Below are 21,628 nucleotides of genomic sequence, written 5' to 3' on the forward strand. Positions count from 1 at the left end.
CCACTTTTAACAATAGCGCTTTGGTCTTGTACATATACAGAGCGTATGTTTTTTACACTTTTTGATGCGTGTTTTACTGCTTTTTTTGTTGCGTCTTCCCAACTTTTTTCAGAGTTAGATAAAACTTCAATAACTTTTAATACTGCCATAATATTTGTTTTTTTAATGTTAATACTATTAAATTTACAAATAATTGATGTTTAAAAGTTTGATTTATAGTTAAATGAACTGAAAATAGATGAAAGGTTTAATTTTTAGGATTAATTAACCATTAATAGCTACAACAGTATTAACTCTACCAGGCAACATTTCTTTTAGCATATTTTCAATACCATTTTTTAAAGTAAAAGTAGAAGATGGACAACCACTACAAGCACCTTGTAATATAACTTTTACACTTTTAGAAGGTTCATCATAAGATTCAAATTGAATGTTACCTCCATCACTTGCTACTGCTGGTTTAACATATTCTTCTAAGATATTTATAATTTCTTGAGAAGTAGTATCTAAATTTTCAAAATGCTGTTCTACTTTTTCGGTAGATTTTTCAATAACTTCAGGCGCGTTAGGGTCTATTATATTTTTACCTTCTTCTATATATTTTTTGATAAAATCTTTAAGTTCTACAGTAATATCGTTCCATTCGGCAATATCATATTTTGTTATAGATATATAATTTTCATCAAAAAATACGCTTTTTACAAACGGAAAATGAAATAACGCGGTTGCTAAAGGAGATGTTTTTGCTTTTTCTATAGAATCATAATCATAAGTCGCAGTCACTAATTTTTTATTAGCTACAAACTTTAACGCGGCTGGATTAGGAGTACTTTCTGTGTAAACTGTTACAGGTACTTTTTGTGTAGTAGCAGTTTCGGTCACAATGACACCATCATTATTTAAATAGTTTTCAATTTGTTTTGCAACTTCATCTTTTACATCATCCCATTCAACAATGTTATAACGTTCTATTGCTATAAAATTACTAGATATGTATACTTTTTTAACAAATGGTAAATAGAATAATTGCTGTGCTAAAGGCGAGTCTTTAGCTTCATCAATATTATTATACTCATAGTTTTGATGCTTGGTAATAAACTGATTAACATCAAATTTTAAAATAGTAGGGTTACTTGTGTTTTGTATAGAGATTTTATATGTGCTCATGCTGTAATTTTTTTGCAAAAATACTAAAACAATAGCAGAGATATCTATATATTTGATGTTTATATATGTTGAAATTTTTAATATAACTTTAGTAATTGTACTAAAAGAATTTTAAATTGAAACCTTTAACTATTTTCAACTTAATTATACGTTCTAAATTTATATATTTACAAACGTTATAATTTTTTGCTTAAAATTAAGTTATAAATTATAAGTTGATTTGAAATAACAGACCATACGACCTCGGAAAAAAGAGATTATGAGATTAAAAAATATTCTATTTATAGCAATTGCAACTTTATTTGGGTCGCAATTAGCTAACGCTCAAGAAGGACTTCCAATTTATTCAGATTATTTAACTGATAACTATTATTTAATTCATCCATCTATGGCTGGTGCTGCTAACTGTGCAAAGGTTAGGATTACTGGTAGACAACAATGGTTTGGAGATGATGATGCACCAAGATTAATTACTGCAAGTGTAAATGGTAGAATTGGAGATTCTCCTTCAGGTATAGGTGCAATAGTTTATTCTGATAGAAATGGTTATCATTCTCAAACAGGAGCTTATTTAACTTATGCTCATCATTTAATGTTTTCTCGTAGTACAGCAGATTTAAATCAATTATCTTTTGGTTTAAGTGTTGGTGCAATACAATATAAATTAGACGAGACTACTTTTTTAGCTGATGGATTTGACCCTTTAATAGCTGGTATAGAGCAGTCTGCTACAGAGTTTAATGTAGATTTTGGGTTCTCTTATAACCTTTACGATTTTTATGCTCATGCAACCGTGAAGAATTTATTAAACAACGATGGTGTAAACTATAATAATAACCCTGGTAATTTAAACTTTAATAATTTAAGAACATACATCTTTACTGTAGGTAATACTTTTGGTAGCTACGGAAGCGAGTGGAGTTTTGAACCATCTGCGTTATTCTTATATAGAGAATCTACTGAAGAAGCTCTTTTTGATGTAAATCTTAAAGTTTATAAAGAAATGGACTTTGGTAAAGTTTGGGGAGGTTTATCTTACAGACGTTCTTTAGATGGAGCAGAGTATTTAGATGGACAATCTGTAAGTAGTCAAAAATTACAATATTTAACACCGCTTTTAGGGGTTAATGTAAAAGACTTTATGTTTGCCTATTCTTACAATTATCAAACAAATGATATTGTGTATAATAGTGGTGGTTTTCATCAAATTACTTTAGGTTTTAACTTTAATTGTGGTAGAGCTGCTTATAGCTGTAACTGTCCAGCGGTTAATTAAGATATAAAATACATATTAAAAAAAGCCTTGAGATCTCTCTCAAGGCTTTTTTTGTATTATTTAGTGTCTAGTTCTTTAATATCAATATCACCATTTGGAGAGATTACATAATACTTACGTTCTGTTTCTTTATTTACTATTGGTTCTGGCTTGTCGTTTTTAGGTTTAGGGTTGTAGTGTAGTTTTATTTCCATACCAACTTGTACAACAGGCTCTATAATAGAAGGGTTAATAACAATATCATAATTTTCATAGGTTAGCGGTTGGTAGTAATAAGAGGTTTGCTTGTTTGCAGTAGTAACACCTTTGTTTTGTTTTAAGGCTTCAAAAGAAATACTATTAAATGCCTGATAATTATTGTAAAAATCTTTTGGAAAGTAGCAATACTTTTGATCTGCCATTTGTACATTATATTCTTTTAAATCAAAACCTAAAACAGAGTAATATTCTTTTTTGTCTTTTATTAATTGTAAAACTTGTGTTTGTAGATTTTTGTATACTTCAGCAATGTTTTTGATAAAATAATCCACCTTAACAAGATTATAGACTTCGTTATTAGCACAAGCAGAAAGTATCTTTTCAAATTGATTAGTCTTCTTAAACTGCATATGTATGTTCTGTTGTAACTCAAAACCTTTAGGGACTTCGGTGTAAGTTTTGCTAAACAGTTTTTTAGTAACTTCAACTTCATAAACAGGTATAAAAGAAATTACATCTATAGCAATATCACTTTCTTTTAAACCGATCTTTGTTAGTTCCTTTTTAATATTTTCAACTTTAAGACTCATTAAATTTTTAGTTGCTTCTGCAGTTTCTGCAATTTGAGAAATGTTAAAAATAGCAGTATAACTAGATGCTTTTACATTTTGTAAAGCTCTAACATCTATTATCAACGTACTGTCAGGGTTTAAGTTTTGTTGTTTTTGTTTAGTAGTATGACCATAAGCAATAGCGTTACCGGCTATGTTAGCTCTAGATATTTTTTGATTAAAATTACCCTTGTGTTGTGCTTTTGCTGTTAAAATAGTTAGGATAAATAAAAATAAGTGAAGGTTTTTCATAATTGAATTTTTTAAAATTAGGCATAAACCTAAACGCAACTTTTTTATAATAAAAATAGCAATGAGGCAACATTAGCTTTAGTTTAGTGAATAAGAAATACCACTGAGTAAGTGATGTTATTTTGTTAGTTTTTAGTGATAAATACCTAAAATGCTATTTTATTAAATGAGTTAAAACGTGTAGCTTTATACTCGATATTTAATTTAAAATGAAACTTTTAAAACAATTTATATTAATCTATTTTCTTACAATCGGATTTCAATCTGTATTGGCTCAAACCAATACAATAATTGATAATGCAGAAGCCTTTACAGTAAGAGGGAATATTAGAGAAAGCGATACGCGTAATCCAATAGAAAACGCAGATATACAGGTAAATGGTGGTAGCTACACCAAATCGTCTTTAGACGGTACGTTTAGAATTCAAGTAAAAAAAGGAGATCAAATTGTTATTAGTCACGACGATTTTGAAACCGTTTATTACACTATTAAAGACAATGATGACATAACTGTTGAAGTCCAGCCAATAGGCGTAAACGGTTACGTGCAAAAAATAAAAACTAAAGAAAACACTTTTAGAAGCACAATAGACTCAGCTATATTTTACAAGAAAATTTCAGCAGAAAAAAGTATTCAATTTATTACCGAAAGTATATCTAAAAGTACATCAGTAAAAGAAAATGCCCAAGCATTTGAAGTTTTGGGCGATGTAAATATGTATTGGAAACAATATGATTTAGCAACCACTAACTACCGCATAAGTCTTAAAAATGATAGTAATATAGATGTAAAATTAAAATTAGCAAAAGCCTACTTTTTAAATAAAAATTATCAAAAAAGCCTAGAGATTTATAATGACTTAGAAGATAAAACACTTAATAACTGGCAGCAAATTGAAAAACAAGAAGGTTTAGGAGATGTCTTTTTAGAACAAAATAAAATAAAACTAGCAACACAATCTTTTAAGCAAGGATTAAAAATAGCCGAGACCAATAATATAAAACCAAAAATCACTGATTTAAACTCAAAATTAGGTGATTCTTACAGCGAAAGTGGAAATAAAACTGAAGCAGAAAGCTATTTCACAAATTCAATAAATTTAGCATCTAAAGAAAATAAAGCCAAAGCGCTAGAACAAAAAATTAAAATAGCCGATTTTCAGAATACAAACAGAGCATTTGATAAAGAAATTCAATTAAGAAAAGAAATTATCAAAGATATAGATGCAATCGAAAAAGACTCTGTCATCACTAACGAAAGTCCGTTAACCAAACAAAAACAAAACTATAAAATTGGTAATGCCTATTTTTTAAAAAATAATTTAGATGAAGCCATTCCGTATCTAGAAGAAAGTATTGAAGAAGCCGATAAAAAAGAAGATTTAATAGTTAAAAAAGACGCTACCAAAAAGTTAGCCGATGTCTTTGTAGCTTCTGGTAATTTTGAAAAAGCTAAAGAAGCCTTTAACGCCTATACCGAAGCTGTAGACCAGCTTTACATAAAGAAAGAACAAGAAATATCTCAAGCAGCAAGAATATCAAAAAGCATTGCCGAAAAGCAAAATCGTATTCTTTCACTAGAAAATGACAGACAACTTACACTTAGCCAAATGCAATTGTCTGACGAGAAAAACAAACGCCAACAACTTATCATTTACTCATTAATTGGCGGCTTATTTTTATTAGTTGTCTTGGCGTATTTAATGTATAAATACATCAAACAACAAAAATTAGCTAACAATTTACTGGCTTTAAAATCTTTAAGAAGTCAGATGAATCCGCACTTTATCTTCAACGCATTAAACTCGGTTAACAGTTTTATTGCTACTAACGACGAGCGTACAGCTAATAAATACTTGTCAGATTTTTCAAAATTAATGCGAGCAGTTTTAGAAAATTCAGAAGAAGATTTTATTCCATTACAAAAAGAAATTCAACTTATAGAATTATACACCAAGCTAGAACATTTTAGGTTTAAAGATAAATTTGATTATAAAATTTCTGTGGAAGAGACGATAGATATAGAAGCCTACAAAATACCACCAATGCTATTGCAACCCTATATAGAAAATGCGGTTTGGCACGGATTACGTTATAAAGAAGACAAAGGAATTTTAGATATTAAAATCTGTAAAAAACAAAAAGACCAAATAGAAATCACTATTGCAGATAATGGTATTGGTCGTAAAAAATCTAAAGCATTAAAGACCGAGAATCAGAAAAAACACAACTCTAAAGGATTAGGAAACATCAAAAAACGTGTTACTATTTTAAACGAAATGTACAAAGACAAAGTAGATATCAGCATAGAAGATAATCAAACTAATATAGAAGATATTGGTACGAAAGTAACAGTAACTTTGAAGAAAGACTAAAAGCCATTATTTAGCAGTTTTCAAACCATAAACAAACAATGAAACTAAACGCCATACTAGTAGAAGACGAAGAACAAAGTAGAACAATTTTAAAAAACTACTTGACCAAATACTGTCCAAAAGTTAATATTTTAGGAGAAGCTTCTAACATAAACGAAGGTTTAGAACTCATAAGAAAACTAGATTTAGACCTCGTGTTTTTAGATGTAGAAATGCCTTACGGAAACGCATTTGATTTATTAGATAAAGTTGGCGATCGTAATTTTGAGACCATTTTTGTAACCGCATATAATCACTATGCGATGGATGCGTTAAATGCGCACGCGTCTTATTATTTAATGAAACCGATAGATATAGACGAGCTGATAAAAGCAGTAGATTACGTTGCCGAAATAAAAACCAAAGAAGACGCTTTACAGGATCAAGTATTAATGCCAAAAACCAATAGTGTAGAAGGTAAAATAACCATTCCCCAACAAGATGGTTTTGAAGTACTAAACACCAAAGACATTTTGTATTGCAAGGCAGATGATAATTACACGCAAATATTTTTAAATAATAACAAGAAAAAATTAGTAAGTAAAACGCTTAAATATTTTGAAGATATTTTATCAGAATCTGGTTTTGCAAGAGTACATAAAAGTTACTTAATAAATGTCTCAGAAGTAGTTAAGTACGTTAAAGGAAAAGGCGGAAGCGTTATTTTAAGCAACGGAAAAGAAATTATGGTTTCAGCCTCCAAAAAATCAGGATTATTATCGTATTTTAACTAATTCCTGCGTAAGCAGGAATCTCTAAGAAAAAAAATAATAATATATGTTGTCAGGCTGAGCGCAGTCCAAAACTAAATTATTTAATAAATTCAGTTCATATGTATTGAAACGCATGATCAAAACATAAAACTTAACATACGTAAGTTCGAGTGTTTTGCGAAGTATAAGCAAAATGTATCGAGAACAAATAGTAATTCATAAATCAAAAACCGTAAATCAAAATGCCAATAATAAAACCAGTAAACGGTAAATCACCACAACTTCCAGAAGACCGCTACATTGCCGAAAACGCAACCATAGTAGGAGATGTACAAGCAGGTAACCAATGTAGTATTTGGTTTAATGCCGTAATACGCGGCGATGTACATTACATAAAAATGGGCGATAAAGTTAACGTGCAAGATGGCGCAGTTATCCATTGTACGTATCAAAAACATCCAACCAACATTGGTAATAATGTGTCTATTGGTCACAATGCTATAGTGCACGGATGCACCATAAAAGACAATGTTTTAATAGGTATGGGAAGTATTGTAATGGATAATTGCGTGGTAGAAAGCAATAGTATTATTGCAGCAGGTGCAGTTGTTACACAAAATACAATAGTCGAGTCTGGTAGCATTTACGCAGGCGTACCAGCCAAAAAAGTAAAAGACATTAGTGAAGAATTAATTAATGGCGAAATCAACCGAATAGCAAATAACTACGTTAAATATTCAAGTTGGTTTAAAGAATAGTGTAATTTTAATTTTTTGGGCGTTACCTTATCGGGTCGGTCTTTCGGCAGTCGTAATCAAAGATGTGCTCCAACAATGCCTCAACTACGAAGTAATCATGAATACATAAATTTGAAAATAAGTAGTAATGAATAATCCCTAACGTGTCATACTGAGCGTAGTCGAAGTGCGGATATAACTAATGGTTATTTATTTAAAGCAAAATTACTAACGATAATTTATAGGTCGGTCTTCATAAAAATGCTTAAATGCTTTATCGGTTGTATAGTTATCGGTTAAAACCTTATAAACCATAACGCCAACTAAAACTTGACCAATACAGGTTAAATAAAATACCCAATTAAAAGGCATATTCATAGATACCATTATAGTTACGGTAACTAAAAGCATGGTAGTAATTGCTATCCAAAATAATACTGGAATTTTCATAATTGTATTTTTATTTACAAATTACTAAAATCCAGTATTTTAATGCGTTAATGTAATTATAAAATAGAGATGTTTACTACGTAACCTTCGTTACTTCTAATGTTACAAACGGTATCATCTTCAAAAATTAAATATTGACCTTTAATACCTTTTAAAACACCAGTATATGTTTTGGTTTTTTCAAAATTCAACGATTTTGGTTTTTTAGGGTATTGCAAAACTGGGAAGTGTATTTCGGTTTCGCTATTATTTTCAATAAAATAGTCTTTAGCTTCATCTGGTATATAAGCTTTCAAACGATCTCTCCATTCTACTAAATTTTCATCTTTAATATCATTTTTAAGCATGGTGCGCCAATTGGTTTTATCGCTAATATGGTCTTTTAATGCTATTTCTGTAATACCAGCAAGATAACGGTTTGGGACTTCTACAATTTCAATAGCTTCGTGTGCACCTTGATCAATCCATCTTGTTGGGACTTGTGTTTTTCTGGTAACACCAACTTTAACGTTACTAGAATTAGCTAAGTAAACAATATGTGGTTGTAATTGTACTTTTTTTTCATACTCTAAATCTCGATCTTCAATATCTAGATGAGCTTGACTTAATTCGGGTTTCATGATCCAATCTGCAGCTTGAGGAATGTCAAAAAAACAACTTTTACAAAATCCTTGGCGGTAAATGGGTTTATTTAAATGACAGTTTAAACACTCATAACCAACAAATTCAAACGATATGGTTTTATCTAATAGTTGATTAAAATTTATAAAGTCGTTTTTAAAAACCAGATAGTAGGCTATTGGGTCTAAAAACTCGGTTTGCATTTTTGTTAAAACACCTTGGTAGGTCATAAAAAAAAGTATTATTTTTAAAACTTTAAAGATACAAATTACTATGCCAATTCCTCTTGTTAATTCTATTGCATCTTGGTTTTTAAAGAAACGTTTTCATCAAATAGAGTTGTTTTTAAAGTATCCAAACGAAGTACAACAAGAGTTGTTATCTAGCCTTATAGATATTTCAAAAGACACAGAAGTTGGTAAGAAGTATGACTTTTCTTCTATAAAAAGTTATAAAACTTTTGCAGATCGTGTTCCGATTTCTTCCTATGAAGATATACAAGATGATATAGAGCGCGCACGTAAAGGCGAGTCTAATATTTTTTGGCCAAAACCTATTAAATGGTTTGCAAAATCTAGTGGTACTACTAATTCTAAAAGTAAATTTATACCCGTAAGTATGGATAGCTTAGAAGACTGTCATTATGCTGCTAGTAAAGATTTGCTATGCATGTATCTTAATAATAATGAAGAGTCTCAGCTTTTTACAGGTAAAAGTTTAAGGTTAGGAGGAAGTAAAGAATTATACAAAGAAAATGGTACAGCGTTTGGAGATTTAAGTGCTATTTTAATAGATAATATGCCATTTTGGGCAGAATTTAGTAGTACACCAAGCAATAAAGTAAGTTTGTTAAGCGAGTGGGAAACTAAAATGGCAGCAATAGTTGATGAAACGATAGAGGATAACGTAACAAGTCTTGCTGGTGTGCCAAGTTGGATGTTGGTTTTGCTCAACAATATTTTAGATAAAACAGGAAAAAATAGCATTTTTGATGTTTGGCCAAACCTAGAAGTTTACTTTCATGGAGGTGTAAGTTTTAATCCTTATATAGAACAGTATCGAGCTATTCTTCCGAAGAAAGAATTTAAGTATTACGAGATTTATAATGCTTCTGAAGGGTTTTTTGCTATTCAAGATCAAAATTATTCTGGCGATTTATTATTAATGCTAGATTATGGGATTTTTTACGAGTTTATCCCAATGGATACTTATGGTACAAAAGATGAAAAAGTAATACCGTTAAGCGAGGTAGAGCTAAATAAAAACTATGCAGTTATAATTACTACAAATGCAGGTTTATGGCGCTATAAGATAGGTGATACCGTAAGGTTTGTATCTATTAATCCTTATAGAATAAAAGTGTCTGGACGCACAAAACATCATATTAATGTGTTTGGTGAAGAGTTAATTATAGAAAATGCAGAAGATGCACTAAAAAAGGTGTGTAAAAAAACTCAGTCAGAAATTAAAGATTATACAGCTGCACCAATATTTATGGAAGGTAAGGAAAAAGGTGCGCACGAATGGTTAATAGAGTTTAAAACTCCTCCAAAAGATATTAATTATTTTAGTGAGTTATTTGATAATGCATTAAAAAGCTTAAATTCAGACTACGAAGCTAAGCGTTATAATAATATGACGTTGAACAAGCCTAAAATTAATGTGGCTAGAGAAAATTTATTTTACGATTGGCTTAAGAAAAATAATAAATTAGGAGGACAACATAAAGTACCAAGATTGTCTAATACACGCCAGTATATAGACGAATTATTATCTATTAATAATTAAACATGTTTTAAATCAGTTAATTAGTGTTATCTAATTTGGATATTAACAAAAAATTAACTACATTTAGAAAGCTATTAATCTGACTTAGGGGAAACGTCAAATTAACATTTAATTTGAAAACCACTTTATATTTGTAAATGTATAAAGTGGTTTTTTTATTAATGGTATTTATAAAAAAACCACTCAAAAAAATGAGTGGTTTAATTTTATTTCAAAAAGCGTTTACTTATTAAGAAACTGCTTTAAGTTTTTTAAGTTTTGTTTTACTTAATTTTTCTTCAGCGTAAGATTTGGTTACACTAAACTTTTTAGTCTCACTTCCTGGTAGCTCAAACATTGCGTCTGTTAAAATCTCTTCACATAAACTACGTAAACCTCTAGCTCCTAACTTGTATTCTATTGCTTTTTCTACAATATAATCTAAAGCGCCATCTGTAATGTTAAGCTCTATTTCGTCCATTTCAAACAGTTTTTTGTATTGTTTGATAATGGCATTTTTTGGCTCTGTTAAAATAGCTCTTAAGGTCTTTTCGTCTAAAGGATCCATGTAAGTTAAGACAGGTAATCTACCAATAATTTCTGGTATTAAACCAAAGTCTTTTAAATCTTTAGGAATGATGTATTGTAACAAGTTATTTTGGTCTACAACTTCTTCTTTAATAGAAGCGCTATAACCTACAGCTTGCATGTTTAAACGTTTAGAAATAACACGTTCTATACCATCAAAAGCTCCACCAGCTATAAACAAGATGTTTTCTGTATTAACTTCTATAAATTTTTGATCAGGATGCTTACGTCCGCCTTTTGGTGGTACGTTAACTACTGTTCCTTCTAAAAGCTTTAATAATGCTTGTTGTACGCCTTCACCAGATACATCTCTTGTAATTGAAGGGTTATCACTTTTACGTGCTATTTTGTCAATTTCGTCTATAAAAACAATACCTTTTTCTGCTTTGTCAAGATTGTAATCTGCTGCTTGTAATAGTCTAGTTAAAATACTTTCTACATCTTCACCAACGTAACCAGCTTCTGTAAGAACAGTAGCGTCTACTATAGCTAATGGTACATTTAACATTCTGGCAACTGTTTTTGCCATTAATGTTTTTCCTGTACCGGTTTGTCCTACCATAACAATATTTGATTTTTGTATATCAATATCGTCATTGCTTGCTGGTTGTAACAAACGTTTGTAATGGTTGTATACAGCTACAGACATTACTTTTTTTGTGTATTCTTGTCCAATAATGTATTGATCAAGAAACGTTTTAATCTGTAATGGTTTTTTTAGCATTAACTCTGCAGATAAACCATTGTCTTCGTTTTGTTTAGATTCTTCTATAACAATGCCATGTGCTTGTTCTATACATCTATCGCATATATGAGCATCTAAACCAGCAATTAATAAATTTGTTTCTGGCTTTTTCCTACCACAAAATGAACACTCTAATTCTTCTTTTGCCATTATTAATTTTAATTTTTACTCGCCTCTTGTTAAGATTTCGTCAATCATTCCGTACTCTTTAGCTTTATCAGCTTTCATCCAATAATCACGGTCACTATCATTGTAAACTTTGTCGTAATCTTGTCCAGAATGTTTACTTATTATTTTATATAATTCTTCTTTTAAAGTAAGAATTTCTCTTGCAGTAATCTCAATATCACTAGCCTGTCCTTGTGCACCTCCTAATGGTTGGTGAATCATAACACGTGAATGTGGTAAACCACTACGTTTTCCTTTTTCTCCTGCACATAATAATACAGCTCCCATAGATGCTGCCATACCTGTACAAATAGTAGCTACGTCTGGTTTTATAAATTGCATAGTATCATAAATACCTAATCCAGCATAAACACTACCACCTGGAGAGTTAATATATATTTGAATATCTTTATTAGCGTCTGTGCTTTCTAAGAATAATAATTGTGCTTGTATAATGTTTGCAACTTGGTCATTTATGCCTGTTCCTAAAAAGATAATACGATCCATCATTAAACGAGAAAACACATCGAAGATAGCAATATTCATCTGGCGCTCTTCAATAATATTAGGTGTTAAATTAGTTGGATACATACTACTAACAATTTTGTTGTAGTAATTACTGTTTATCCCTTGGTCTTTTATTGCAAACTTTTCAAATTCTTTTCCGAAATCCATAGTTGTAAATAATATTTTTTTAAATAAAATTAGGCGTTGTTTATAGTGATTAAACAACGCCTAAAGATAATGATTATTTTGTTAAACCTATACTAAAGAAACTATTGCTTTTTAAGGTTTAAAAAGAGGTTTACTTATCTCCGTAAACTTCTTTTACAAACTTATCGTAAGATAATTCTTTAGTTTTGATGTTGGCTTCTTCTTTATATAACTCTAAAAGTTTTTGGCTAACAACTTGTTCAGAAATTCGTCTTACTTCATCTTGATTAGATAATACGCGTGCTGCAATATCATCTAATTCTTTTTCTGAAGGGTTTAATTGTCCAAACTGTGCCATTTGCATTTTAATCATGTTTTTGGCGTTGCTTTTTACGTCTTCAAAATCTACTTTTAAACCATGTTTTTCCATGATTTTTGCTTCGATTAATTGGTAACGTAGGCTTTTTTCTGACTTTTCGTACTCTTCTTTAGCAGTAGCTTCATCCATTTCTTTTTCACCAGAAACTTGCATCCATTTTGTTAAGAATTCTGCTGGTAAATCAAATTTTGTATTGTCTACTAAATACTCAGTAACGTCGTTTAATAATTTTTGATCAGATTGTTGAACGAATTGCTTTTCTGCATCTTCTTTAATCTTTTCTTTTAATTCGGTTACAGATTTTACGGTGTCTTTTCCAAATAACTTATCAAATAACTCTTGATCTAAATCTGCTAATTCACGTTTGTTAATTTCAGTAATTGTAAACGTTACTTCAATGTCTAAACCATGAGCATTATCATGAGATACTTTTAAAGCATGCATTAACTCGTGATCATCTTCGTAAAGACCTTTAGTCTTTAAAGTGATTACATCACCAACTTTAGCTCCGATAAATTTCTTCTCGGTAGTTTTTCCTTTAAACTTGTCTAAAGTTAAAGTTACAGTGTTGTCAATGTCTTTGTCTTCGTTTTTGAAAGTACCGGTAATTTCGCTATCTTTTTCAACAGTGTCTTGAGATACTATTTTACCGTATTGTTTTTGGATACGCTCTATTTGCTCTTCTATCATTTTATCATCTGCAACGATATTGTAGTGCGTAATTGCTTTTTTGCTTTTAATATCTACAGAAAATTCTGGAGCTAAACCTAATTCAAATTCAAAAGAAAAATTATCTCCATCCCAATCAATATCATCTTGTTGTTTTGGTAAAGGTTGTCCTAAAACATCAAGTTTTTCTTCTGTTAAGTATTTATTTAATGCATCTTGAAGTAATTTATTTACTTCGTCTACTAATACAGCTTTACCGTATTGTTTTTTTACCATTCCCATTGGTACATGACCTTTTCTAAATCCAGGAATGTTAGCTGTTTTACGGTAATCTGATAAGATTTTTTCTACTTTATCACTATAGTCTTCTTTAGCGATATCTACTTTTACTACAGCATTTAATGCATCAATGTTTTCTCTTGTAATATTCATTATAAATGGTATAAAGCCTTTTTAAAGGCATTTAACACTTGTTTTAATTTAAAAAGGAGTGCAAAAGTACTACTTTTTTACACTCCAACCAATTTTTTAAGCTGTTGTATTTCAGAGTTTTTTGAGTTTACTCAGATTTCATGTCTGATTTTAATAAAGATTGTAAAAACCACTGTAAAATTGAGAGTAAAACACTAAATAAAATGGCTGTCCAAATGCTTGAAACTGCAAAACCATCTATAAATTTATCTGCCAATAAAATTATAAGTCCATTTATTACAAAAAGGAATAATCCTAACGTTAAAATAGTAGCAGGTAATGTTAATAAAACTAAGATGGGTTTTACTAATAGATTTAAAACAGCTAATACCAATGCTACAATAATAGCTGTAATATAACTGTCTACACTTACGCCATTTAAGATGTGTGCTAGGACAAAAACAGCAACAGCGTTAAGTAAAAGTCTAAGAATTTGATTCATAAATTAAGTATTAAGAGTTGTTCTAATTTACAAAATTAATTACAGCTTCGTAGAATTGTCCTGGGTTTTCTGCATGTAGCCAATGCCCAGCGTTTGTAATTGTTATTATATTGGCTTTAGGGAATTGTCTTTTTATAATAGCTTCATCTTGTGTGCCAATATATTCGCTTTTATCTCCTTTTAAGAATAAGGTGTTTTTGTCGAATTTAAAATGAAGTGGAAGCGCCTCGCCAACTTCACTAACATTTTCAGTAAGTGCTTCAAGATTCATCCTAAAGGCAAGTTTTCCTTTTTCTTTCCAATATAAATTTTTAAGTAAAAATTGTCTAACACTAACCTGTGGGATATAATTTGCTAATTGCTTATCTGCAGCACCACGACTTTTAATTTCTTTAAAATCAAAACTATTTAATCCTGCTAGGATAGTGTCATGATGAATTGGATAAAATCTTGGTGAAATATCTGCAACTATCAAGTGGCTAACTAGTTCTGGATATTTGCTAGCAAAAAACATAGCGGTTTTGCCGCCCATAGAATGTCCTAATACAATAGCTTCTTTAATATTATGATGATCAAAATACTGCCTTAAATCTTCAGATAATGCTTCGTAATGATGGTCTGGATCATGAAAACTCCTACCGTGATTACGTTGGTCTATCAGGTGGACTTCAAAACTTTCTGCAAATTGATTCCCTAAAGTTTTCCAGTTGTCACTCATACCCAAAAAGCCATGAAGGATCACAAATGGTTTGCCTTGACCTAGTATTTGTGAATGTAAAATCATTTATTTTAGTTTGTTTTTATACATGTTTATTACATTTTCTACACCTAAGTATAGGCTTTCTGCAATTAAAGCATGACCAATAGATACTTCTAATAAGTTAGGGATACTTTGTTTGAAAAATTCTATATTATCTAATGATAAATCATGACCAGCATTAACACCTAAATCTAAACTATCTGCAAGTTTTGCGCAATCTACATATGGTATTACAGCATCTTTGTTGCCTAAGCTGTATTGGTGTGCAAAAGTTTCGGTGTATAATTCAATTCTATCAGTTCCGGTTTCTTTAGCGCCTTCAATTTGTTTTAAAACAGGATCAACAAAAATGGATGTTCTAATTCCGTTAGTTTTAAATTCTTTTATAACTTCAACTAAAAAGTCTTTGTGTTTAATAGTGTCCCAACCAGCATTACTAGTAATTGCGTCTATGCTATCAGGTACTAAAGTAACTTGTGTAGGTTTTGTTGCTAATACTAAATCTATAAATTTAGGTATTGGATTACCTTCTATATTATATTCTGTATAAACAACAGGTTTTAAATCGTGAGCATCTTGATATCTAATATGTCTTTCGTCAGGTCTGGGATGGATAGTGATTCCTTCTGCACCAAAACGTTGTGCGTCTTTTGCAAATTGAACAACATTTGGTACATCGCCACCACGAGAATTACGTAAAGTGGCAATTTTATTAATATTAACGCTTAATTTTGTCATTAACTTAAAGTTTATTTTAACACAAAAATACGAACTCTTAAAGGCTTTTTGTGCTAAAATTTAATTAATTTGCATAAACAAAAAGTTAAACTAAATGAATCTTTCAGAATACATTTTAAACGATATTAAACCTTTATCAAGTGCTGATAAAATAAGCGATTTGCAATTGCTGTTTAATCAGTTAACCTTCTCGCATATACCAATTAAGGATCAAAATGATGTATATATAGGTTGTGTTTCTGAAAATGATGCACATTGTTTTAAAGGCTCTGAAGTGATAAGCGATATAGCGTATTCTGTAGAAGGTTTTTTTGTAAGAGAAGAAACTAACTGGTTAGATGTTTTAGAGGCTTTTGCTCAAAACCACACTAACATAATGCCTGTTTTAAATAAAAATAATAAATACTTAGGGTATTATGAGCTTAATGATGTCATTGGATTGTTTAATGAAACTCCATTTTTCTCGGCAAACGGAGGAGTTTTAATTGTAGAAAAAGGTATTCAGGATTATTCTTTTAGTGAAATTAGTCAAATTGTAGAAAGTAATAACGGAAGGTTATTAGGCGCTTTTGTCTCTAAACATGAAAATGATTTAGCGCAAATTACCTTAAAAATAGGTAATACAGGCTTAAATGATATTATGCAAAGCTTTAGGAGATATAGCTATAATATAGTTTCAGGTCATGAAGAAGATACCTATTTGGAAGGCTTGAAAGAACGATCTGATTATTTAAAAAAATATCTAGATATTTAAGATGAAGGTTGCTATTTACAGTCAATTTCAAAAGAAAAAACCTTTAGCATCTTTAGAAGTATTACTAGAGGTTTTAGAGAAAGAGAATTTTGATGTTTTTATTGAAGAAACCTTTTTTAAAAACATTTCATCCAAAATAAAAAAGACATTAAACACTTTTTCTAGTTTAGATAGTTCTTACGATTTTTTAATAAGCATTGGTGGTGACGGTACAATTTTACGAGCTGTTACTTTGGTAAGAGATTTAGATATACCAATGGTTGGAATTAATACTGGTAGATTAGGTTTTTTAGCAACTATTCAACATGACGAAATTGAAGATGCTATTAAATCTATAATAGAAAAAGATTATAAAATTTCTGAACGTACCTTGTTAAGTATTTCAGTTTCTGAACCTAATGAAGAAATTGAATCTTGTAATTTCGCTTTAAACGAAATAGCTGTTAGTCGTAAAAACACCACATCTATGATTACTGTTGAAACCGAATTAGATGGTGAATATTTAACCTCTTATTGGAGTGATGGATTAATTATATCTACACCAACAGGATCAACAGGATATTCTTTAAGTTGTGGCGGACCAGTAATAACACCAAAAGCAGCAAGTTTTGTGCTAACACCAATTGCACCACATAATTTAAGTGCAAGACCTTTAGTGATAGAAGACTCTATTACAATTAAACTTAAAGTAGATGGTAGAGAGAAGCAACATCTAGTATCTTTAGACTCTCGTATAGCAACACTTTCGAATAAAACAGAAATTACCATAAAAAAAGCTCCATTTTCAATTAAAATGATAGCGCTTCATAACGAAACCTTCCTAGATACCTTACGTAAAAAATTACTTTGGGGAGAAGATAAGCGTAATTAAACAATAAAATTTGCCTAAATCTGTTTAAATGAGTAACTATTTCAATAGAATTGTTATAGGCTAATCTTATTTATTATATTTGCAAACTTTGAAGGTTTATGAGGCAATTAACAGTAATCATAATAACACTATTTAGTATACAGTTTAGCGCTGCTCAAATACATGAATTTGGCTTGTATTTAGGCGGTTCTAATTTTATAGGGGATGTTGGAGCAACAGATTATATTGCGCCAAAAAACTTAACTATAGGTGGAATTTATAAATGGAATAGAAGTCCAAGACATTCGTACAGAATTTCATTACTGTTTAGCGAGCTAGAAGGAATTGATAAAAACTCTGATGACCCAAGTCGTCAAATCAGAGGATTAGAATTTAATAGTCAAATAATAGAATTATCAGCCGGAATGGAGTTTACCTTTTTAGATTTTAATCTTCACAAAGGAGGTTTTGTTTCAACACCATATTTATATACAGGTGTTACAGTAACAAAACACGATAACTTCTTCTTAGCAAATTCAGGACAATTAGAACCAGAAGGAACCGAGAGTTTTGCTTACGGTATACCAATGGTAGTTGGTTATAAAGCAGCAATAGCACAACATTTTGTGCTTGCTTTTGAAATCGGTGCACGTTATACATTTTCAGATGAAATTGATGGAAGTGTACCAGATGCAGAAGAACTTCAAAGTAGAAGCTTTGGTAATTTAAATAATAATGATTGGTATACCTTTACAGGTGTAACATTAACCTATACATTTGGTAAAAACCCTTGTTATTGCGCATTTTAAGTGAGTATTGATAAAATAAATAAAGACTATTTACCCAAACATCTAGCTATTATAATGGATGGAAATGGGCGTTGGGCAAAACAAAAAGGCATGCTACGTGCTATTGGTCATGAAAACGGAACAAAAGCAGTTAGAACAACAGTTGAGTCTTGTGCAAAATTGGGTATAGAAAACTTAACACTTTATGCGTTTTCTACAGAAAACTGGAACAGACCAAAATTAGAAGTAGATACACTAATGAAGCTTTTAGTGTCTTCACTAAAAAAAGAAATTAACACACTTTTAGATAATAATATTAAGCTAAACGCTATTGGTAACTTATCATTATTACCAAAAAAAGTGTCCAAAGAATTACAAGAAGTTATTAATTTAACTAGCAAAAACACGCATATGAATCTTACTTTAGCACTTAGTTATGGGTCTAGAGAAGAGTTAGTTACAGCTGTTAAAGAAATCAGTAATAAAGTTAAAAATAATATAATTTCTGAAGAAAGTATTGACCAGTCAGTTATAAATAAGCATCTTTACACGAACAATTTACCAGATGTAGACTTGCTTATACGAACAAGTGGAGAACAACGTATAAGTAACTTTTTGTTATGGCAAATAGCCTATGCAGAGTTGTATTTTACTCCAGTACTTTGGCCAGACTTTACAGAGCAACACTTAAGTGAAGCTATTATAGAATATCAAAAAAGAGAACGACGATTTGGGAAAACAAGTGAACAAATTAGCTAAACAATTACCATTGAAAACAGCATTACAATACGTTTTAATTACCTTCATATTTGCCATTTCAGCATTAGGTAACGCGCAAGAATTAGACTACGAAGGCGGAGAAAAATATAACCTTGCCGGTATATCAGTAAAAGGAAACACAACCTTTAGTGAACAAACCATAATAACCTACTCGGGATTAAGAAAAGATACCGAAATACAAATACCAGGAGAACAAATAAGTAATGCTATAAAAAAGCTTTGGAGTTCTAATTTATTTAGTGATATAGAAGTTTACTTAGTCAAAACAGAAGGTAAAGATGCCTTTTTAGAAATAAGATTATCAGATCTTCCAGAATTAAATGAAATTAACATCACAGGTGTTAAAAAGAATAAGAAAGAAACTATAATCAAAGAAAATAAGTTACTTAAAGGGACAAAGGTTACAGAAAACCTAGTAACAACGACAAGAAACTACCTTGAAAATAAGTATAGAAAAGATGGTTTTTTAAATGCAGATGTAAAAGTAAATACTACAGAAGTTGTTAGTGACTCTACATTTAAGCCACAAGTAAATATGTTTGTTGCTGTAGATAAAGGAGAAAAAGTTAAAGTTAAAAAGATCAACTTTGAAGGTAACGAAGTCTTATCGGACAAAAAGCTAAGAAAAGCAATGAAAAATACGAAGCAGAAAAATCCAATTCGTATTTTTAAACGATCAAAGTTTATTGAAGCAGACTACAAAGAAGATTTATCTTCGATTGTAGACAAATATAAAGAGATAGGTTATAGAGATGCACGTATTATTTCAGACACTTTAACATACAATGGAGAAGAAACCGTGTCTTTAGACATAAAAGTAGAAGAAGGAGAAAAGTATACTTTTGGAGACATTACATTTATAGGTAATACAGTATATTCTGATGAGTTCTTAAAAAGAAAGCTAAGAATTGAAAAAGGAGACACATATAATGGTATAGAACTACAAAAAAGAATAGCAGATGCATCTAGTCCAGATGCAGATGACCTTACAAACTTATATCAAAATAATGGATACTTATTCTCAACAATAAACCCAGTAGAGGTTAATGCAGATGGTAACGTTATCGATATGGAAATTAGAATAAGCGAAGGTAAACCTGCTTATTTTAACAAAGTAACAGTTGTTGGTAACAACAAAACAAATGACCATGTTATTTATAGAGAAATAAGAACACGTCCAGGAGAATTATACAGTAAAGAAAATGTAGTAAGAACAATAAGAGAGTTAAGTCAATTAGGTTTCTTTGACGCAGAACAATTAACACCAAATTTTAAAAATGTAAATCCAGATGAAGGAACTGTAGATATGGAATACTCTGTCGTAGAATCTGGATCTAGCCAAATAGAATTGCAAGGTGGTTACGGTGGAGGAGGATTTATTGGGACCTTAGGTTTATCTTTCAATAACTTTTCTTTAAAAGATATATTCAAAAAAGATGCTTATACGCCAATTCCAATGGGTGATGGACAAAGATTAGCTTTAAGATTACAAGCTAGTAGATTTTTTCAAACCTATAGTTTTCAATTTTCAGAACCTTGGTTAGGAGGTAAAAAGCCAGTACAATTCTCTACCTCTATATCACAAACAAAACAGTTTTTATATAATCCTTTAACACAAAACGCAGATAAGGATAAACGTTTTAACATAACAGGTATTACTTTCGGTTTAGCTAAACGTTTATCAGTCCCAGATGACTATTTTACCTTATCTCAAGCAGTAAGTTTTCAGCATTATAACTTAAAAAATTATAACACAGGATTATTTACATTTGGTGATGGTTACTCAAACAACTTATCTTATACGATAGGTTTAACAAGAAACAACACTTTTAATGATCCTATTTTCCCAATGGGTGGATCTAACTTCTCTATTACAGCAAAAATGTCATTACCATACTCTGTGTTTAATAATGTAGATTATGAAGCATTAAAGCAAGAAAGAGAAGATAATATAGCTATAATTAACGATTCTAACAGCACAGTAAGCGAGTCTAACGCAGCATCAAGTAGAGTTAGCGAAATTGACCAAGAACGTTTTAAGTGGTTAGAGTTTTATAAGGTTAAGTTTAAAGGAGATTGGTACACTAGATTAGTAGATAAATTAGTATTACGTCCAAGTGTAGAATTTGGTTTCTTAGGAGCTTATAATCAAGATAGAGGAATTATACCTTTTGAACGTTTCTTTGTTGGTGGTGATGGTTTAGGAAATTATAGCTTAGACGGAAGGGAAGCAATAGCCTTAAGAGGTTACCAAAACCAATCCTTATCAACTCAAGATGGAGGAACAATTTATAATAAGTTTTCTTTAGAATTACGTTATCCAATAACCTTAAAACAATCTGCAAAAATCTATGCTTTAACATTCTTAGAAGCAGGTAATTCTTATAATGATTTTAGGAGCTATGATCCTTTTGAGTTAAAAAGATCTGCAGGATTTGGTGTAAGAATTTTTATGCCAGCATTTGGATTATTAGGTATAGACTTTGGTCATGGATTTGATCCACAACCAGGCGAAACTTCAAAAAACGGTTGGGAAACTCACTTTATCATAGGACAACAGTTTTAAAAAAAAACAATGCTAAAACCCAATAAAATAGGTTAATAAGATTGATAGTTTACTAATTTTTTTATTTTTG

General features: G+C 30.5%; 21 protein-coding genes. 10 read left to right on the forward strand and 11 right to left on the reverse strand.

Annotation, left to right across the window (positions count from 1 at the left end):
- A partial coding sequence (locus WA340_RS00005; RefSeq protein ID WP_336126947.1) for a dodecin family protein occupies positions 1–149 on the reverse strand: 149 nt, incomplete at its 3' end.
- Between the two features lie 115 nt (positions 150–264).
- Positions 265–1,167: a NifU family protein gene (locus WA340_RS00010; RefSeq protein ID WP_336126736.1), complete on the reverse strand. Its 903-nt coding sequence runs from the start codon at positions 1,165–1,167 to the stop codon at positions 265–267.
- A 259-nt stretch (positions 1,168–1,426) separates the two neighbouring features.
- Here WA340_RS00010 and WA340_RS00015 point away from each other — a divergent pair, with 259 nt between their 5' ends.
- Entirely contained in the window at positions 1,427–2,443 is a 1,017-nt protein-coding gene (locus WA340_RS00015) for a PorP/SprF family type IX secretion system membrane protein (RefSeq protein WP_027880465.1), read from the forward strand.
- 56 nt (positions 2,444–2,499) lie between these two features.
- On the opposite strand, the gene WA340_RS00020 is transcribed toward WA340_RS00015, so the two are convergent.
- A complete protein-coding gene (locus WA340_RS00020) occupies positions 2,500–3,504 on the reverse strand; it encodes an SIMPL domain-containing protein (RefSeq protein ID WP_336126738.1) in 1,005 nt (334 codons plus the stop codon).
- A 209-nt stretch (positions 3,505–3,713) separates the two neighbouring features.
- Between WA340_RS00020 and WA340_RS00025 the strand changes: the two genes are divergently transcribed.
- The 3 genes from WA340_RS00025 (at position 3,714) to WA340_RS00035 (ending at position 7,389) form a co-directional block, all read left to right on the forward strand.
- Positions 3,714–5,879 (forward strand): tetratricopeptide repeat-containing sensor histidine kinase, encoded by a 2,166-nt coding sequence (locus WA340_RS00025; protein WP_336126739.1) that lies wholly within the window; start codon positions 3,714–3,716, stop codon positions 5,877–5,879.
- Positions 5,880–5,917: 38 nt separating this feature from the next.
- The gene (locus WA340_RS00030) at positions 5,918–6,652 is read left to right on the forward strand and encodes a LytR/AlgR family response regulator transcription factor (RefSeq protein ID WP_336126740.1); all 735 of its coding nucleotides are present in this window, start codon (positions 5,918–5,920) and stop codon (positions 6,650–6,652) included.
- Positions 6,653–6,873: 221 nt separating this feature from the next.
- Positions 6,874–7,389, forward strand: a complete 516-nt coding sequence (locus tag WA340_RS00035; protein ID WP_336126742.1) for a gamma carbonic anhydrase family protein — start codon at positions 6,874–6,876, stop codon at positions 7,387–7,389.
- 207 nt (positions 7,390–7,596) lie between these two features.
- On the opposite strand, the gene WA340_RS00040 is transcribed toward WA340_RS00035, so the two are convergent.
- Positions 7,597–7,818 (reverse strand): hypothetical protein, encoded by a 222-nt coding sequence (locus WA340_RS00040; protein WP_336126744.1) that lies wholly within the window; start codon positions 7,816–7,818, stop codon positions 7,597–7,599.
- 56 nt (positions 7,819–7,874) lie between these two features.
- Positions 7,875–8,669 carry a DUF2797 domain-containing protein gene (locus WA340_RS00045; RefSeq protein ID WP_336126745.1) on the reverse strand — a complete coding sequence of 265 codons (795 nt, stop codon included), beginning with the start codon at positions 8,667–8,669 and terminating at the stop codon, positions 7,875–7,877.
- Between the two features lie 43 nt (positions 8,670–8,712).
- Here WA340_RS00045 and WA340_RS00050 point away from each other — a divergent pair, with 43 nt between their 5' ends.
- Complete coding sequence (locus WA340_RS00050; RefSeq protein WP_336126747.1) at positions 8,713–10,227, forward strand: GH3 auxin-responsive promoter family protein; 1,515 nt, start codon at positions 8,713–8,715, stop codon at positions 10,225–10,227.
- A gap of 229 nt (positions 10,228–10,456) precedes the next feature.
- Here WA340_RS00050 and clpX read toward each other — a convergent pair whose 3' ends face one another.
- The 6 genes from clpX to WA340_RS00080 form a co-directional block, all read right to left on the reverse strand.
- Positions 10,457–11,689 (reverse strand): ATP-dependent Clp protease ATP-binding subunit ClpX, encoded by a 1,233-nt coding sequence (clpX, locus tag WA340_RS00055; protein WP_027880473.1) that lies wholly within the window; start codon positions 11,687–11,689, stop codon positions 10,457–10,459.
- 15 nt (positions 11,690–11,704) lie between these two features.
- Positions 11,705–12,382 (reverse strand): ATP-dependent Clp endopeptidase proteolytic subunit ClpP, encoded by a 678-nt coding sequence (gene clpP, locus WA340_RS00060; RefSeq protein ID WP_027880474.1) that lies wholly within the window; start codon positions 12,380–12,382, stop codon positions 11,705–11,707.
- Positions 12,383–12,512: 130 nt separating this feature from the next.
- A complete protein-coding gene (gene tig, locus WA340_RS00065) occupies positions 12,513–13,841 on the reverse strand; it encodes a trigger factor (RefSeq protein WP_336126751.1) in 1,329 nt (442 codons plus the stop codon).
- A gap of 127 nt (positions 13,842–13,968) precedes the next feature.
- Positions 13,969–14,322, reverse strand: a complete 354-nt coding sequence (locus WA340_RS00070; protein ID WP_027880476.1) for a phage holin family protein — start codon at positions 14,320–14,322, stop codon at positions 13,969–13,971.
- A 22-nt stretch (positions 14,323–14,344) separates the two neighbouring features.
- A complete protein-coding gene (locus WA340_RS00075) occupies positions 14,345–15,106 on the reverse strand; it encodes an alpha/beta fold hydrolase (RefSeq protein WP_336126754.1) in 762 nt (253 codons plus the stop codon).
- Positions 15,107–15,820, reverse strand: coding sequence for a pyridoxine 5'-phosphate synthase (locus WA340_RS00080; protein ID WP_336126756.1), 714 nt, complete (start codon positions 15,818–15,820; stop codon positions 15,107–15,109).
- Positions 15,821–15,914: 94 nt separating this feature from the next.
- On the opposite strand from WA340_RS00080, the gene WA340_RS00085 reads away from it, so the two are divergent.
- From WA340_RS00085 to WA340_RS00105, 5 genes are all read left to right on the forward strand, one after another.
- Positions 15,915–16,574, forward strand: a complete 660-nt coding sequence (locus WA340_RS00085; protein WP_336126758.1) for a CBS domain-containing protein — start codon at positions 15,915–15,917, stop codon at positions 16,572–16,574.
- Between the two features lies 1 nt (position 16,575).
- Entirely contained in the window at positions 16,576–17,445 is an 870-nt protein-coding gene (locus WA340_RS00090) for an NAD kinase (protein WP_336126760.1), read from the forward strand.
- A gap of 98 nt (positions 17,446–17,543) precedes the next feature.
- Positions 17,544–18,233, forward strand: coding sequence for a type IX secretion system protein PorG (porG, locus tag WA340_RS00095; protein ID WP_336126762.1), 690 nt, complete (start codon positions 17,544–17,546; stop codon positions 18,231–18,233).
- 54 nt (positions 18,234–18,287) lie between these two features.
- Positions 18,288–18,971 carry an isoprenyl transferase gene (locus tag WA340_RS00100; RefSeq protein ID WP_336126948.1) on the forward strand — a complete coding sequence of 228 codons (684 nt, stop codon included), beginning with the start codon at positions 18,288–18,290 and terminating at the stop codon, positions 18,969–18,971.
- Positions 18,943–21,558, forward strand: a complete 2,616-nt coding sequence (locus tag WA340_RS00105) for a BamA/OMP85 family outer membrane protein (RefSeq protein WP_442920762.1) — start codon at positions 18,943–18,945, stop codon at positions 21,556–21,558. Before WA340_RS00100 ends, WA340_RS00105 begins: the two co-directional genes overlap by 29 nt.
- The last annotated feature ends 70 nt before the right edge of the window (positions 21,559–21,628 follow it).

The sequence above is a fragment of the Mesoflavibacter sp. CH_XMU1422-2 genome, from assembly GCF_037029245.1.
Classification (GTDB): domain Bacteria; phylum Bacteroidota; class Bacteroidia; order Flavobacteriales; family Flavobacteriaceae; genus Mesoflavibacter; species Mesoflavibacter zeaxanthinifaciens.

Excerpts from the sequence above, each read along its gene's own strand:
- WA340_RS00010 (WP_336126736.1), bottom strand. The coding sequence starts at position 1,167 with ATGAGCACATATAAAATCTCTATACAAAACACAAGTAACCCTACTATT.
- WA340_RS00015 (WP_027880465.1), top strand. The coding sequence starts at position 1,427 with ATGAGATTAAAAAATATTCTATTTATAGCAATTGCAACTTTATTTGGG.
- WA340_RS00020 (WP_336126738.1), bottom strand. The coding sequence starts at position 3,504 with ATGAAAAACCTTCACTTATTTTTATTTATCCTAACTATTTTAACAGCA.
- WA340_RS00025 (WP_336126739.1), top strand. The coding sequence starts at position 3,714 with ATGAAACTTTTAAAACAATTTATATTAATCTATTTTCTTACAATCGGA.
- WA340_RS00030 (WP_336126740.1), top strand. The coding sequence starts at position 5,918 with ATGAAACTAAACGCCATACTAGTAGAAGACGAAGAACAAAGTAGAACA.
- WA340_RS00035 (WP_336126742.1), top strand. The coding sequence starts at position 6,874 with ATGCCAATAATAAAACCAGTAAACGGTAAATCACCACAACTTCCAGAA.
- WA340_RS00040 (WP_336126744.1), bottom strand. The coding sequence starts at position 7,818 with ATGAAAATTCCAGTATTATTTTGGATAGCAATTACTACCATGCTTTTA.
- WA340_RS00045 (WP_336126745.1), bottom strand. The coding sequence starts at position 8,669 with ATGACCTACCAAGGTGTTTTAACAAAAATGCAAACCGAGTTTTTAGAC.
- WA340_RS00050 (WP_336126747.1), top strand. The coding sequence starts at position 8,713 with ATGCCAATTCCTCTTGTTAATTCTATTGCATCTTGGTTTTTAAAGAAA.
- clpX (WP_027880473.1), bottom strand. The coding sequence starts at position 11,689 with ATGGCAAAAGAAGAATTAGAGTGTTCATTTTGTGGTAGGAAAAAGCCA.
- clpP (WP_027880474.1), bottom strand. The coding sequence starts at position 12,382 with ATGGATTTCGGAAAAGAATTTGAAAAGTTTGCAATAAAAGACCAAGGG.
- tig (WP_336126751.1), bottom strand. The coding sequence starts at position 13,841 with ATGAATATTACAAGAGAAAACATTGATGCATTAAATGCTGTAGTAAAA.
- WA340_RS00070 (WP_027880476.1), bottom strand. The coding sequence starts at position 14,322 with ATGAATCAAATTCTTAGACTTTTACTTAACGCTGTTGCTGTTTTTGTC.
- WA340_RS00075 (WP_336126754.1), bottom strand. The coding sequence starts at position 15,106 with ATGATTTTACATTCACAAATACTAGGTCAAGGCAAACCATTTGTGATC.
- WA340_RS00080 (WP_336126756.1), bottom strand. The coding sequence starts at position 15,820 with ATGACAAAATTAAGCGTTAATATTAATAAAATTGCCACTTTACGTAAT.
- WA340_RS00085 (WP_336126758.1), top strand. The coding sequence starts at position 15,915 with ATGAATCTTTCAGAATACATTTTAAACGATATTAAACCTTTATCAAGT.
- WA340_RS00090 (WP_336126760.1), top strand. The coding sequence starts at position 16,576 with ATGAAGGTTGCTATTTACAGTCAATTTCAAAAGAAAAAACCTTTAGCA.
- porG (WP_336126762.1), top strand. The coding sequence starts at position 17,544 with ATGAGGCAATTAACAGTAATCATAATAACACTATTTAGTATACAGTTT.
- WA340_RS00100 (WP_336126948.1), top strand. The coding sequence starts at position 18,288 with ATGGATGGAAATGGGCGTTGGGCAAAACAAAAAGGCATGCTACGTGCT.